At 37.3% G+C, this 14428-nt stretch carries 14 protein-coding genes; all 14 read left to right on the top strand.

All coding sequences use genetic code 11. The features are described from left to right. Positions 1–158 precede the first annotated feature (158 nt). The gene (locus P7J58_RS10220) at positions 159–1040 is read left to right on the top strand and encodes a diacylglycerol/lipid kinase family protein (RefSeq protein ID WP_408556285.1); all 882 of its coding nucleotides are present in this window, start codon (positions 159–161) and stop codon (positions 1038–1040) included. Between the two features lie 9 nt (positions 1041–1049). Next, complete coding sequence (locus P7J58_RS10215) at positions 1050–1253, top strand: DUF951 domain-containing protein (RefSeq protein WP_004195358.1); 204 nt, start codon at positions 1050–1052, stop codon at positions 1251–1253. A 103-nt stretch (positions 1254–1356) separates the two neighbouring features. Beyond that, complete coding sequence (locus tag P7J58_RS10210) at positions 1357–1701, top strand: helix-turn-helix domain-containing protein (RefSeq protein WP_024398527.1); 345 nt, start codon at positions 1357–1359, stop codon at positions 1699–1701. A gap of 92 nt (positions 1702–1793) precedes the next feature. Beyond that, complete coding sequence (gene ychF / locus P7J58_RS10205; RefSeq protein ID WP_014637241.1) at positions 1794–2909, top strand: redox-regulated ATPase YchF; 1116 nt, start codon at positions 1794–1796, stop codon at positions 2907–2909. A gap of 157 nt (positions 2910–3066) precedes the next feature. After that, on the top strand, positions 3067–3636 hold the full coding sequence (pth, locus tag P7J58_RS10200) for an aminoacyl-tRNA hydrolase (RefSeq protein ID WP_029179655.1): 570 nt from the start codon (positions 3067–3069) through the stop codon (positions 3634–3636). After that, positions 3636–7130 carry a transcription-repair coupling factor gene (mfd, locus tag P7J58_RS10195; protein WP_408556283.1) on the top strand — a complete coding sequence of 1165 codons (3495 nt, stop codon included), beginning with the start codon at positions 3636–3638 and terminating at the stop codon, positions 7128–7130. The genes pth and mfd overlap by 1 nt, the downstream gene beginning before the upstream one ends. Before the next feature lie 49 nt (positions 7131–7179). Then, positions 7180–7452 carry an RNA-binding S4 domain-containing protein gene (locus P7J58_RS10190; protein WP_004194330.1) on the top strand — a complete coding sequence of 91 codons (273 nt, stop codon included), beginning with the start codon at positions 7180–7182 and terminating at the stop codon, positions 7450–7452. Beyond that, positions 7439–7807: an FtsB family cell division protein gene (locus P7J58_RS10185; RefSeq protein ID WP_004194327.1), complete on the top strand. Its 369-nt coding sequence runs from the start codon at positions 7439–7441 to the stop codon at positions 7805–7807. Before P7J58_RS10190 ends, P7J58_RS10185 begins: the two co-directional genes overlap by 14 nt. Beyond that, positions 7804–7917 carry an SP_0009 family protein gene (locus P7J58_RS10180; RefSeq protein WP_004194325.1) on the top strand — a complete coding sequence of 38 codons (114 nt, stop codon included), beginning with the start codon at positions 7804–7806 and terminating at the stop codon, positions 7915–7917. The genes P7J58_RS10185 and P7J58_RS10180 overlap by 4 nt, the downstream gene beginning before the upstream one ends. 12 nt (positions 7918–7929) lie before the next feature. After that, positions 7930–9210, top strand: a complete 1281-nt coding sequence (locus P7J58_RS10175) for a serine hydrolase (protein WP_172026125.1) — start codon at positions 7930–7932, stop codon at positions 9208–9210. Beyond that, on the top strand, positions 9211–10479 hold the full coding sequence (tilS, locus tag P7J58_RS10170; RefSeq protein WP_408556282.1) for a tRNA lysidine(34) synthetase TilS: 1269 nt from the start codon (positions 9211–9213) through the stop codon (positions 10477–10479). A 7-nt stretch (positions 10480–10486) separates the two neighbouring features. Further along, positions 10487–11029, top strand: a complete 543-nt coding sequence (gene hpt, locus P7J58_RS10165) for a hypoxanthine phosphoribosyltransferase (RefSeq protein WP_014735203.1) — start codon at positions 10487–10489, stop codon at positions 11027–11029. A gap of 21 nt (positions 11030–11050) precedes the next feature. Next, complete coding sequence (gene ftsH / locus P7J58_RS10160) at positions 11051–13024, top strand: ATP-dependent zinc metalloprotease FtsH (RefSeq protein ID WP_408556280.1); 1974 nt, start codon at positions 11051–11053, stop codon at positions 13022–13024. A 351-nt stretch (positions 13025–13375) separates the two neighbouring features. Beyond that, the gene (locus P7J58_RS10155; RefSeq protein WP_002936602.1) at positions 13376–13846 is read left to right on the top strand and encodes a sigma-70 family RNA polymerase sigma factor; all 471 of its coding nucleotides are present in this window, start codon (positions 13376–13378) and stop codon (positions 13844–13846) included. Positions 13847–14428: the final 582 nt, after the last annotated feature.

Genomic DNA, 14428 nt, shown 5'->3' with positions numbered 1-14428 from the left:
TTTCAGCATTAAAACAGCCATTTTTCTCTAAAAACAGTAAAAAGACAAACACCAAAACGATGTTTGTCTGCAATCTGGAACGGCTAAACTAGCCGTTTTTATGTTATACTAAAAAATAGCACCTAGCTTATTTTTATATATTTAGTGATGGGGAATAAATGACGTTATATATATTAGCTAATCCTAATGCTGGTAGCCACACTGCTGAACATATCATATTCAAAATAAAAGAAAGTTATCCACAGCTTGCAGTTAATATTTTTATGACAGTTGGTCCTGAGGATGAAAAAAGTCAAATAGAGGCTATTTTAAAGGAGTTTGTCAGTAGTGAGGACCAATTAATGATTTTAGGTGGAGACGGCACACTATCTAAAGCTTTGCGTTTTTGGCCAGCTAGTCTACCGTTTGCTTATTATCCAACAGGATCTGGAAATGATTTTGCTAAGGCAATGAATATAACATCGCTATATAGAAGTGTAGATGCCATTTTAGAGGGAAAAACAAGTCGGATATATGTTTTAAACAGTTCATACGGAACGGTTGTAAACAGTATGGATTTTGGCTTTGCAGCTCAAGTTATCAATGGTTCAACGAATTTAATTTTGAAAAAAATTCTGAACAAGGTAAAACTTGGGAAGTTAACTTATCTATTCTTTGGTATTAAAACATTATTTTCAAAACAAGCTATAAACTTAGAATTAACTCTTGATGGAAAATCTTATCAGTTAGATAATCTCTTTTTTATTTCTGTAGCAAATAGTCTTTATTTTGGTGGAGGAATCATGATATGGCCAACAGCAAGTGCTAAAAAGAAGGAAGTAGATATTGTTTACTTCAAAAATGGAAATTTCTACCAACGTCTACAATCATTGTTAGCCTTATTAACGAAGAGGCATGAATCTTCTCATACAATTCAGCATTTAACAGGGGTAGATGTAGTTTTAAAATCAAAAGAAAAATTATTATTGCAAATAGATGGAGAGACATGCACTGCAAATGAGGTAACGTTAACCTATCAGGAAAGAAGTATGTATATTTAAGGAGGAAGTATGTATCAATTAGGATCATTTGTCGAAATGAAAAAGCCTCATGCCTGTGTCATCAAATCGACCGGCAAGAAGGCCAATAAATGGGAAGTCATCCGTCTAGGAGCGGATATCAAAATCCGTTGTAGCAACTGTGACCATGTTGTTATGATGAGTCGGCATGATTTTGAACGAAAAATGAAACAAGTGCTGCCGAGTGAAGCCTAGTTGACAGTTTGCAACTGCTGGTTGCGAATTTTTCATAAAAAGTGCTAATCAACCATTCCGTTCTAAACTATAATAGACTTAGAAAAAAGAGGAGGACAAGACCATGAAGCAGTTAGCACAACAAATCAAGAATTTACGCACAACCAAGAACCTATCTCAAGATGAGTTGGCAGAGAAACTCTATATTTCCCGTCAGGCTGTTTCCAAGTGGGAAAATGGCGAAGCAACGCCAGATATTGACAAACTGGTCCAGCTAGCAGAAATCTTTGGTGTTAGTCTGGATTATCTGGTTTTAGGGAAAGAACCTGAGAAGGAAATTGTGGTGGAACAACGAGGAAAAATGAATGTTTGGGAGTTTCTTGCTAATTATTGGTGGGTTCTTATCCCAATCATGATAATAGCCTTTGGCTTATTTGCTGCAGCGATGAGAATTTTGCAGAAATTTTGATAAATCTTACAATCCTGTCATTTGGCAGGATTTTTCTCATCTTTTCTGCTATAATAGTCATGATTGAATTTTTAATTGGAGAGTAAAAAAACATGGCTTTAACAGCAGGAATCGTCGGTTTACCAAACGTTGGTAAATCAACCCTATTTAACGCAATTACCAAGGCAGGAGCAGAGGCTGCAAACTACCCTTTCGCGACCATTGATCCAAACGTCGGCATGGTAGAAGTGCCCGATGAGCGTTTGCAGAAGTTGACAGAACTCATTACCCCTAAAAAGACAGTTCCAACCACTTTTGAATTTACCGATATTGCCGGTATCGTAAAAGGTGCCTCTAAAGGTGAGGGACTTGGAAACAAATTCTTGGCCAACATCCGCGAGGTTGATGCCATTGTCCACGTGGTGCGTGCCTTTGACGATGAAAATGTCATGCGTGAACAAGGCCGTGAAGACGCCTTTGTGGACCCAATCGCAGATATTGATACTATTAACCTAGAATTGATTTTGGCGGATCTAGAGAGTATCAACAAGCGTTATGCGCGTGTAGAAAAAATGGCCCGTACGCAAAAAGACAAGGATTCTGTCGCAGAATTTGCAGTCCTTGAAAAAATCAAACCTGTCTTGGAAGACGGAAAATCAGCTCGTACAGTTGACTTCACAGATGAAGAACAAAAAATCGTTAAGCAACTCTTCCTCTTGACCACTAAACCAGTCCTCTATGTTGCCAATGTCGATGAAGATAAGGTAGCGGATCCTGAGTCTATCAGCTATGTCCAGCAAATCCGTGACTTTGCGGCAACAGAAAATGCAGAAGTTGTAGTAATTTCTGCGCGTGCAGAAGAAGAAATTTCAGAACTAGACGATGAAGACAAGGGTGAGTTTTTGGAAGCTCTTGGCTTGACAGAATCTGGCGTTGATAAATTGACCCGTGCAGCCTATCACTTGCTTGGTCTAGGCACCTACTTTACAGCAGGAGAGAAGGAGGTTCGTGCTTGGACCTTCAAGCGTGGCATGAAAGCCCCTCAATGTGCTGGGATCATCCACTCAGACTTCGAGAAAGGCTTTATCCGTGCCGTAACCATGTCCTATGATGATTTGATTCAATACGGCTCTGAGAAGGCTGTTAAAGAAGCAGGACGCCTTCGTGAAGAAGGAAAAGAGTATGTGGTTCAAGATGGGGACATCATGGAGTTCCGCTTTAACGTTTGATGGCTAAACTGTCCTTATTCTTCGTTGTTTTACCTTGCCATACCATCAGTATTGTCTGCGGTTTCAACGCCTAGACTAAGAACAGTTTATCGCATCAAAGAGGATGATTACTTGGTTGGAAAGCATTTTCCAGCCTTTTGGTATTTAAGGAGAAAAAATGACACGATTGATCATCGGTCTCGGAAATCCCGGAGACCGCTATTTTGAAACCAAGCACAATGTCGGCTTTATGCTGCTGGATAAGATTGCTAAGAGTGAAAATGTGACCTTTAACCACGATAAAATTTTTCAGGCGGATATTGCAACCACCTTTATTGACGGTGAAAAAGTCTTCCTAGTTAAACCAACCACCTTTATGAATGAGTCAGGTAAGGCTGTTCATGCCCTGATGACCTACTATGGTTTGGATGAGACAGATATTCTGGTAGCTTACGACGACTTGGACATGGCTGTTGGGAAGATCCGTTTCCGTCAAAAAGGCTCCGCAGGTGGCCACAATGGGATTAAATCCATTGTCAAGCATATTGGAACACAAGAATTTGACCGCATTAAAATCGGCATCGGCCGTCCCAAAGGAAAAATGAGCGTTGTCAACCATGTCTTGTCAGGGTTTGATGCAGAAGACCGTATAGAGATTGACTTGGCCTTAGATAAACTTGACAAGGCTGTCAACTTTTATCTGGAAGAGGACGATTTTGATACCATTATGAGAAAGTTTAACGGATAATGAATATACTCGATTTACTTCACAAGAACAAGCAAATCAATCAGTGGCAGTCTGGCTTAAACAAGTCAACTCGCCAACTATTATTAGGACTCACTGGAACCAGTAAGTCATTAGTCATGGCGACTGCCTATGATTGTTTGGCTGAGAAAATAGTGATTGTGACTGCTACTCAAAATGATGCTGAGAAATTAGTTGCAGATTTAACAGCCATTATAGGTAGTGAGAATGTTTACAACTTCTTTACAGATGATAGTCCAATTGCGGAATTTGTCTTTGCATCAAAAGAACGGACTCAATCAAGGATTGACAGTTTAAATTTCTTGACAGATTCTACTAGTTCAGGAATTTTGGTCGCTAGTATGGCTGCTTGTCGGGCCTTATTGCCGAGTCCTGAGACTTATAAAGGTTCTAAAATACAGCTTGAAGTCGGTCAAGAAATAGAAGTTGACAAACTTGTAAAGAATCTTGTCAATATCGGATATAAAAAGGTAGCTCGTGTCTTAACTCAGGGAGAATTTAGCCAACGAGGTGATATTCTAGATATTTTTGACATGCAAGCAGAAGCTCCTTACCGAATAGAATTTTTTGGAGATGAGATTGATGGCATTCGTATCTTTGATGTCGACAGTCAAAAATCTTTAGAAAATCTAGACGAAATCTCGATTTCTCCAGCTTCCGATATCATTTTGTCTTCGGAAGACTATAGTAGAGCTAGCCAATACATTCAGACAGCTATTGAACAATCGACCCTAGAGGAGCAACAGTCTTACTTACGAGAAGTCTTAGCTGATATGCAGACGGAGTACCGGCATCCAGATTTGCGTAAATTCTTGTCCTGTATCTATGAACAATCATGGACCTTGTTGGATTATTTGCCAAAAGGTTCTCCCTTATTTTTAGATGATTTTCATAAAATTGCTGACAAGCAGGCTCAATTTGAAAAAGAATCAGCAGAGTTGTTGACAGATGATTTACAGAAGGGTAAATCAGTATCAAGTTTAAACTATTTTGCCTCAACTTACGCTGAATTGAGAAAATACAAACCTGCCACCTTCTTTTCAAGTTTTCAAAAAGGTTTAGGCAATGTAAAGTTTGATGCTCTTTATCAATTTACTCAACATCCTATGCAGGAATTTTTCCACCAGATTCCACTGTTAAAAGATGAATTGACTCGATATGCGAAATCAAACAATACCGTTGTTATTCAAGCGAGTTCTGATGTGAGTTTACAGACTTTACAGAAAACTTTACAAGAGTATGATATCCATCTTCCAGTACATGTAGCAGATAAGTTAGTAGAAGGTCAGCAACAAGTGATCATTGGACAGCTAGCTTCTGGATTTCATTTGATGGATGAGAAGTTAGTTCTTATTACTGAAAAAGAGATTTTTAATAAAAAGATTAAGCGTAAGGTCCGTAGAACTAATATTTCTAATGCTGAGCGTATTAAGGACTATAGTGAGCTAGCTGTTGGTGACTATGTTGTTCACCATGTTCACGGGATAGGTCAGTATTTAGGGATAGAAACCATTGAAATATCAGGTATCCACCGTGACTATGTGACAGTTCAATATCAAAACTCCGATCGGATTTCTATTCCTGTAGAACAAATTGATCTTCTCTCCAAATACTTAGCGTCCGATGGAAAGGCTCCAAAAGTTAATAAACTAAACGATGGCCGTTTCCAACGAACCAAGCAAAAAGTTCAGAAGCAGGTAGAGGACATTGCGGATGATTTGATCAAGCTTTATGCAGAGCGTAGCCAGTTGAAAGGCTTTGCCTTTTCACCAGATGATGAGAATCAGATTGAGTTTGACAACTACTTTACACATGTGGAAACAGATGACCAACTCCGTTCCATCGATGAAATCAAAAAAGACATGGAAAAAGATTCTCCAATGGATCGTCTATTGGTTGGGGATGTCGGTTTTGGTAAGACAGAGGTAGCCATGCGAGCTGCCTTTAAGGCTGTCAATGATGGAAAACAAGTAGCTATTCTTGTTCCTACGACTGTTTTAGCCCAACAACACTATGCTAATTTCCAGGAACGATTTGCTGAATTTCCTGTAAATGTGGATGTGATGAGTCGCTTTAAAACAAAAAAAGAGCAGGAAAAAACGCTTGAGAAGTTGAAAAAAGGTCAAGTTGACATCATCATTGGTACTCATCGCCTTCTATCAAAAGATGTTGTTTTTGCTGATTTAGGTTTACTGATTATTGACGAAGAGCAACGCTTTGGTGTCAAGCACAAGGAACGCTTGAAGGAATTGAAAAAGAAAATAGATGTCCTAACCCTAACTGCAACTCCAATTCCTCGGACATTACAAATGTCCATGTTGGGAATCCGTGACTTATCAGTAATTGAGACTCCACCGACAAATCGCTATCCAGTCCAAACTTATGTCATGGAAACAAATCCTTCCGTTATCCGAGATGCAATGCTTCGTGAGATAGATCGCGGAGGTCAGGTTTACTATCTTTACAATAAAGTTGACACCATTGAACAGAAAGTGTCTGAATTAAAAGAATTGGTTCCAGAAGCTACTATAGGATACGTCCATGGACAAATGTCGGAGATTCAATTAGAAAATACTCTCTATGCTTTTGTAGAGGGTGAGTATGATATTCTAGTGACCACAACAATCATTGAAACAGGTGTTGATATTCCAAATGCTAATACACTGTTTATTGAAAATGCAGACCACATGGGACTGTCAACTCTTTATCAACTTAGAGGACGTGTTGGCCGTTCCAGTCGGATTGCCTATGCCTATCTCATGTACCGTCCAGACAAGTCTTTGACAGAAGTAGCTGAAAAACGATTGGAGGCTATAAAGGGCTTTACAGAATTGGGTTCTGGTTTCAAAATCGCTATGCAAGATTTATCCATTCGTGGTGCTGGAAATATTTTAGGTGCTGCTCAGTCAGGATTTATCGATTCAGTTGGTTATGAATTGTACTCTCAATTGTTAGAGCAAGCAATTTTAGAGAAACAAGGGAAGTCTGCTCAACGTCAGAAAAGTAATTCTGAGGTTAATTTACAGATTGATGCCTACTTGCCAAGTGACTATATTGCAGACCAACGAGAAAAAATTGAAATTTACAAGCGTATCAAGAATATTGACAATCGTGTAAACTATCAAGAACTACAGGAAGAATTGATTGATCGTTTTGGAGAGTACCCAGATGTAGTAGCCTACTTACTTGAAATCGGTCTATTGAAGTCATTTTTGGACCAGGTTTTCTGCCATACGGTTCTAAGACGACAACATCAAGTGACGGTTACATTTGAAGCAATGGCAGGTCAAATTTTCCTAACACAAGATTATTTTGAAGCATTATCTGTGACGAATTTGAAAGCTCAGATAACGGAAAATAAAGGAAAACTAGCTGTTGTGTTTAACATTCAACAGAAAAAAGAATATGAAATATTAGAGGAATTGATTTCTTTTGCCGAAAAATTAAAAGAAATTAAAGCAAGGAAGGCAGAATAAATTTCTCAAATACCTTGAAAAATGGTAAAATAATGAACTGAGGTAAAGTATGAGACTAGATAAATATTTGAAAGTATCCCGCATTATCAAGCGTCGAACAGTTGCGAAGGAAGTTGCCGATAAAGGACGAATAAAAGTCAATGGGATTTTGGCGAAATCTTCAACAGATTTAAAAGTAAATGATCAGGTTGAAATCCAATTTGGTAATAAACTACTCACTGTAAAAGTACTTGAAATGAAAGATTCGACTAAAAAAGAAGACGCACTGAAAATGTATGAAATTATCAGTGAAAAAAGGATAGAAAAAGATGAAGAAATCTAAAATTCTACAACTGAATAATGCCTTTATTCAGTCGGAGCGTAAAAAAACTCAGCATCAATTGGCAGAACGCCAACAAAAAAATCGTTTTATGGGTGCAATTCTCATTCTAGTTATCTTTCTTTTTATGTTGCCTGCCTATAATCTTGTTGGGACTTACACTAATATTCAGCAGCAGGAAAAGAAGCTTGCTGAATTGGAAAAAAATTACGAAGAACTGACCAAAGAACAGAAGCAGGAAGCAGAGATGGTTGCAAAATTGAAAAATGAGGAATACGCAGCAAAGTATGTTCGGGCTAAGTATCAATACTCTAAAGAAGGGGAATTTGTCTACAATATTCCAGGGTTACCAAAATGACCGAATCTATTTTTAAAATTGTAGAGCAATTTTTGCAGCATTCTGATGAAAAATTAGAAGAGTTGAATCAAAAGAATAGAGAATTAAAGTTAGAAGAAAATGAATCGTAGAAAGGAGGGAGTATGCAGAAAAAACTGCTCGTATGGTTATTGCCAGTTTTATTTGGATGGCAGGTGGTCGATAGTACAGAAATACCATTTGAACTCACAGCGCAAGAAGAATACGAATTGACTCATACTATCTATGATCAGTATTTTCAAACTATCCCTCAAAACCCAAATGTTTTTCAAACTGAGAATCTTTATTCGGATGAAGAACTGACTATAGCAGGTGGACAATTACAGCCGAACCAACATTTTTCTATTACGGATGTTCTAGTCAATAGCAAAAAAGAATTGGTTTTCCAAATAGATGACAAGGGTTACATTCTTGCAAGTAGGCATCTACTATTTGATGATGTAATTGTTACAGAAACTACTGTTGAGCAAACTTATTGGACAAAAAAAGGTTTCACATTGTTAACCTCACCAATTGCTAACGAAGCTACGGAAATAAAAAATGATTTACAACCCTATCAAGCTGTTATGGTTTCTAAAATCGTAACAACTTCCCTAGGTGATTTTGCCTATGTTACAGATAAAGGTTGGATTGCAGTAAATAATCTTTCTAAAACGGATAATAGAGTAGAAGCCGTTCAAGAGTTGTTGACTAACAAATATTCCAAAGATACTATTGGTATATATGTGAAACAATTGTCAACAGGTCAAACTGCAGGTGTAAATCAAGAGAAACTATTCTATTCTGCCAGCATTGCTAAACTACCAATTCTTTATTACGTTCAAGAGCAACTGAATGCTGGGTATATTGATTTGACTACTAAAGTGAAATATACAGCCGAATCTATATCCTTCCCAGGAGCTTATGTTGCTGGAGGAAGTGGTTCACTGTCAAAAACTCCTGACAACAAAGATTATTCAGTGGAAGAATTGATCAATAAGACTGCTAAAGAGTCAGATAATGTAGCTAGTAATTTACTTTCTTATTATGTAGCTAATAAATTCGATTCCAATTTTTATCAAGTAATAACTGCTAAAACAGGTAGTGAGTGGAGTATGGTTACACGTGAAACTTCAGCTGAAATCGCAGGTAAAATGATGGAAGCCTTATATATTCAAAATGGCTATGTGCTAGAAAGTTTGTTATCTACTCAATTTGATAATCAACGTATTTCGAAAGACATCTCAGTTCCAGTTGCTCATAAAATTGGCGATGCAGACGATGTCAAACACGATGTAGCGATTGTTTACGCAGGGTCTCCTTTTGTTTTATCTATTTTTACAGATAAATCAAATTATGATGAGATTACACAAATTGCAAATGATATTTACGGGATTTTAAAGTAAATGAAAGATAGATTTTTAAAAGTGACACTGGATGGTCACTTTTTTGATAAACATAAGAAAGTACTAGTAGCCGTATCTGGTGGGTTAGATTCTATGAACCTATTCCATCTTTTATACGAATGCAAACAAGTGTTAGGGATTGAACTTGGAATTGCCCATATTAATCATGGACAGAGAGAAGAATCTGTCATTGAGGAAAAATATCTTAGACAGTTAGCAGAAGAAAGTAATGTTCCCTTTTATCTGTCCTATTTTGAAGGTGATTTTTCAGAAGAAGCGGCGCGAAAATGGCGTTATGGATTTTTTGCTACAATCATGGAGAAGGAAGGCTACACTGCACTAGTGACAGCCCACCATGCAGATGATCAAGCAGAAACTGTCTTTATGCGATTGATTAGAGGAGGGCGTTTACGTCACTTATCAGCAATTCAACCGACTCAGCCTTTTGCAACAGGGGAACTTATCCGACCACTTTTATCTTTTAAAAAGGCAGATTTTGAAAAGCTATTTCATTTTGAAGATTGCAGCAATGCAGATTTCAAATATTTTCGAAATAGAGTCAGAAATGACTATTTACCAAAGTTAAAACAGGAAAATCCTAAAATCGAACTTACTCTCAATAATCTTGCAGTTGATACAAATAATATATTTCAAGCGCTAAGAGATTTGACACAGGGTTTATCCGTTACAGATGTGATGAGTTTTCAACAACAGACACCTGCGGTACAAAGTTATCTATTAGAGGAATATTTGGAAAAATTTCCTGATTTACAGCTCTCTCGTCCACAATTTAATGAAGTATTACACATCTTGCGTTCAAAAGCTAACTACTATCATTTATTGAAAAATGATTACATGTTAGAGAAGGATTATCATCGTTTTCAAATTTATAAAATAGGACCAGAGACGGATAGTCAACCAGAAAAAATCATGATAAAATCAGAGGGTATTTTTTCTTACGGTTCATATATTTTTTCTCTCAATCATCCTTTGGAAGAAGCGGATAGTATTTTATATTTTCCTACAGAAAATCCAATTGTAGTGAGGAGAAGGCAGGCTGGGGATACCATTTTAATAAACGGAGTAAATAAAAAACTCCGCCGTTGGTTTATTGATAATAAAATCTCACAGAAAGTTCGACAAAATGCGCTTATTATCGAGCAGAATGGAGAAATTTATGGAATTACGAATCTTGTTAGCAGTGATTTGAGTAAATCAGTAAAAAATGATATAATCAAAGCTACCTTATATATAAAAATGAAAGAGTAGAACAACTATGTTGGACAAAGATATTAAGAAAATTCTTGTTTCAGAAGAAGAAATCGTTGCAAAATGCAAAGAACTCGGTCAAATTCTAGCAACAGACTATGCAGATAAGAATCCTATTCTTGTAGGAATTTTAAAAGGTTCTATCCCATTTATGGCAGAATTAATGAAACATATTGATGCCCATGTAGAAACGGATTATATGGTTGTTTCTAGCTACCATGGCGGAACGGAGAGTAGCGGTACCGTTAAGATTATCAAGGATTTGGACAATAGTGTTGCAGGTCGACATATCATCTTCGTAGAGGATATTATTGACACTGGTCGCACATTAAAAGAATTGAAAGAACTCTTTGCTTTGCGTCAGGCAGCTTCTATTAAAATTGCCACTCTTCTTGATAAACCAGAAGGTCGTGTTGTTGAAATCGAGCCAGACTACACTTGCTTTACTATTCCAAATGAATTTGTAGTTGGATTTGGCTTAGATTATGATGAAAATTATCGTAATCTTCCTTATGTTGGTGTACTCAAAGAGGAAGTTTACACAAAATAGAAAAAGGTTTCCTACTATATTATGAACAATCAACCAAATAAAGGATTTATAAAAAATCCTTTTCTCATTATTCTCGTTATTGCCACTATTGTTACAGCCTTTCAATTTTTTAACGCTGGTCAGCAAGTAGCAACTCAAGAAATCAGTTATTCACAAGTAGTAACTGAATTGAAAAATAATAATGTATCTGAAATTACTTATCAACCAAATTCAAGTGTTATTGAAATTACTGGTAAGTACAAAACAGAACAGGAAGCTAAAGATGAGTTAGCTTCATCTATTAAGTTATTCCAAGTTTCTAGCAAAGTTAAGTATAAAAATTTTAAATCACTAATTTTACCGTCAGAAACGAATTTGTCAGAGCTACAAGCTCTTGCAAATGAAAATGGAGTAAAGGTTACTATTAAACCTGAAAGTTCAAATGGACTTTGGTTAAATATCGTCTTTAATTTGTTACCGCTTATCATTGCTGGTGTATTCTTCATGATGATGATGAACCAGGGTGGTGGCGGAGCTCGAGGTGCCATGAACTTTGGGCGAAACAAGGCAAAAGCTCTTGAGCAAAGCAATATTAAGGTTCGTTTCTCAGATGTTGCAGGTGCAGAAGAAGAAAAACAAGAATTGGTAGAAGTGGTAGAATTTTTGAAAGATCCTAAACGCTTTACCAAACTTGGTGCCCGTATTCCAGCAGGTGTCTTATTAGAGGGACCTCCAGGAACAGGTAAAACTCTTTTGGCAAAAGCAGTAGCGGGTGAAGCGGGTGTACCATTCTTCTCCATTTCTGGTTCAGATTTTGTTGAAATGTTTGTTGGTGTCGGTGCCAGCCGTGTTCGTTCATTATTTGAAGATGCAAAAAAAGCAGCACCAGCCATTATTTTCATCGATGAAATCGATGCTGTCGGTCGCCAACGTGGTGTCGGCATGGGTGGCGGTAACGACGAACGTGAACAAACCCTCAACCAACTCTTAATTGAAATGGATGGTTTTGAAGGGAACGAAGGGATTATTGTCATTGCCGCAACCAACCGTAGTGATGTTTTAGACCCTGCCCTTCTTCGTCCAGGTCGTTTTGACCGTAAAGTATTGGTTGGTCGTCCGGATGTTAAAGGACGTGAAGCAATCCTTAAAGTTCATGCGAAGAATAAACCACTAGCAGCAGATGTAGACTTGAAATTAGTAGCACAACAGACACCAGGATTTGTTGGTGCTGATTTAGAGAACGTTCTCAACGAAGCAGCCCTTGTAGCCGCACGTCGAAATAAAACTGTTATTGATGCTTCAGATATCGATGAAGCAGAAGATCGTGTCATTGCAGGACCTTCTAAGAAAGACCGCCAAATTTCAGCTAAAGAACGTGAGATCGTTGCCTACCATGAAGCTGGTCATACGATTGTTGGTCTTGTCTTGTCAAATGCGCGTGAGGTTCATAAAGTTACTATTGTACCACGTGGTCGCGCTGGTGGTTACATGATTGCCCTTCCTAAAGAAGACCAAATGCTCCTATCTAAAGAAGATATGAAAGAGCAATTAGCTGGTCTTATGGGTGGACGTGTTGCAGAAGAAATTATTTTCAACACCCAAACAACAGGTGCCTCAAATGACTTTGAACAAGCTACACAGATGGCGCGTGCTATGGTTGCAGAATATGGTATGAGTGAAAAAATGGGACCAATGCAATATGAAGGTAGTCATGCAATGTTTGGTGGCCAGACAACTCATAAACACATATCAGAACAAACTGCCTATGAATTAGATAATGAAGTACGTGATTTACTAAATGAAGCTCGCAATAAAGCTGCAGATATTATTCAATCAAACCGTGATACACACAAACTGATTGCAGAAGCACTGCTCAAATACGAAACCCTAGACAGTGTTCAGATTAAATCTCTCTATGAAACAGGCAAAATGCCAGAGAATATTGAACGTGATGATGAAGATGTTCATCCCCTTTCTTATGAAGAGGTAAAAGAGAAAATTAATACGAAAGAGTAGTATAAAAATACTCTGGGCAAGACATTCCATAACGGATCTGCCCTCACTCTCAACCACTAAAATAACCACAAAGCCTTCGCTAAGTACATAATCTTGGCGAGGGCTTTTTTACATGATACACATCAGAAACAGGGCATTTACAAGAAAAACGAATCAATAGTTATTTATCTCAATCTTAGAACTATACCAAATAACTCCCTTCTGAAGCAGAATGCAATATTTGCCATAGAGTATCAATAGCAAATGTACTTTAAAAAAGAAAAATCAAATAAAGTATGCTAGACAAAAATGTCCTGTAGAAAGACAGCACTTTTCGATAAACTTAAACCATCAACAAAAGGAGATTAAGAAATGGAATTCGAAAAAGTGTACGCAAGCGTCAAAGGTATTGTAAACAAGGCTCGAAAAGAGTTTTACATCAAACTATGGGATCGAGATGATTGGGAACAAGAAGGAATGATGACCTTATTTGAATTGTTGGAAGCGCAACCGTGGCTAGTTGATGAACAAGTTCAATTATATTGTTATTTTAAAGTCAAGTTCAGAAATCGCATCAAAGATCGTATCCGCAAACAGGAAAGTCAAAAACGCAAGTTTGACCGAATGCCACATGAAGATATTCACGAATTATCTCATGCAATACAATCACCGGGATTGATAAACGATGAACTATTAATGTTGAGAGGTGCCTTGAGAGATTATCGAAAAAATCTGAGTAATGATCAACTTGATAAATACGAAAAATTAATTAGCGGACAATGTTTTAATGGTCGTCGTGAAATGATACGTGATTTACAAATTCATTTGAAAGACTTTCGCTAAAGCTAGTCACTAACATTATGTTAATCGAATTAAGAAATTGGGCAGAAGCACCATAAAAAGTTCTGTTCAGTTTCTTTTTATATAGGTTATAGCACAGGAAGAAGGAATAGGAGAAAAAACAAAGTATCTACATAGAACTTTTAGTGTAAAAAATCCCAAAAACCCGGTTGACAAAGTATATAAGTCGTGATAGAATAATTGAGTTGTCTCATGAGGGGCTAGTTAATAGAGGAACGAAAAAAAAGTTTCGAAAAAGTGTTGACAAGACCATCAGAAGATGATAGAATGATTGAGTTGTCTCTTGAGGAACTGGTTAACAGAGGGACGAAAAAAAGTTTCGAAAAAGTGTTGACAAAGTTCACAAGAAATGATAAACTAAGATAGTTATCGCGAGCGCGATAACGACAAGACCTTTGAAAATTAAAGAAGACGAACCAAACGTGCAGGGTGATTTATCAAATGATAAATCGTCAATGACAAAAAACAATAAAACGGAAAGCTAGTGATAGCTTGAGTTTGAATCAAAACTTTTAATGAGAGTTTGATCCTGGCTCAGGACGAACGCTGGCGGCGTGCCTAATA

The sequence above is a fragment of the Streptococcus suis genome (assembly GCF_046032535.1).
Classification (GTDB): Bacteria; Bacillota; Bacilli; order Lactobacillales; family Streptococcaceae; genus Streptococcus; species Streptococcus suis_AK.
Note: the sequence above shows the minus strand (reverse complement) of the source record. Positions and strands in the feature narration are given on the sequence as shown.

Coding starts and splice junctions, on each gene's coding strand:
- mfd (WP_408556283.1), top strand. CDS start 3,636: ATGAATATACTCGATTTACTTCACAAGAACAAGCAAATCAATCAGTGG.
- ychF (WP_014637241.1), top strand. CDS start 1,794: ATGGCTTTAACAGCAGGAATCGTCGGTTTACCAAACGTTGGTAAATCA.
- ftsH (WP_408556280.1), top strand. CDS start 11,051: ATGAACAATCAACCAAATAAAGGATTTATAAAAAATCCTTTTCTCATT.
- pth (WP_029179655.1), top strand. CDS start 3,067: ATGACACGATTGATCATCGGTCTCGGAAATCCCGGAGACCGCTATTTT.
- P7J58_RS10215 (WP_004195358.1), top strand. CDS start 1,050: ATGTATCAATTAGGATCATTTGTCGAAATGAAAAAGCCTCATGCCTGT.
- tilS (WP_408556282.1), top strand. CDS start 9,211: ATGAAAGATAGATTTTTAAAAGTGACACTGGATGGTCACTTTTTTGAT.
- P7J58_RS10220 (WP_408556285.1), top strand. CDS start 159: ATGACGTTATATATATTAGCTAATCCTAATGCTGGTAGCCACACTGCT.
- P7J58_RS10210 (WP_024398527.1), top strand. CDS start 1,357: ATGAAGCAGTTAGCACAACAAATCAAGAATTTACGCACAACCAAGAAC.
- P7J58_RS10155 (WP_002936602.1), top strand. CDS start 13,376: ATGGAATTCGAAAAAGTGTACGCAAGCGTCAAAGGTATTGTAAACAAG.
- P7J58_RS10185 (WP_004194327.1), top strand. CDS start 7,439: ATGAAGAAATCTAAAATTCTACAACTGAATAATGCCTTTATTCAGTCG.
- hpt (WP_014735203.1), top strand. CDS start 10,487: ATGTTGGACAAAGATATTAAGAAAATTCTTGTTTCAGAAGAAGAAATC.
- P7J58_RS10190 (WP_004194330.1), top strand. CDS start 7,180: ATGAGACTAGATAAATATTTGAAAGTATCCCGCATTATCAAGCGTCGA.
- P7J58_RS10180 (WP_004194325.1), top strand. CDS start 7,804: ATGACCGAATCTATTTTTAAAATTGTAGAGCAATTTTTGCAGCATTCT.
- P7J58_RS10175 (WP_172026125.1), top strand. CDS start 7,930: ATGCAGAAAAAACTGCTCGTATGGTTATTGCCAGTTTTATTTGGATGG.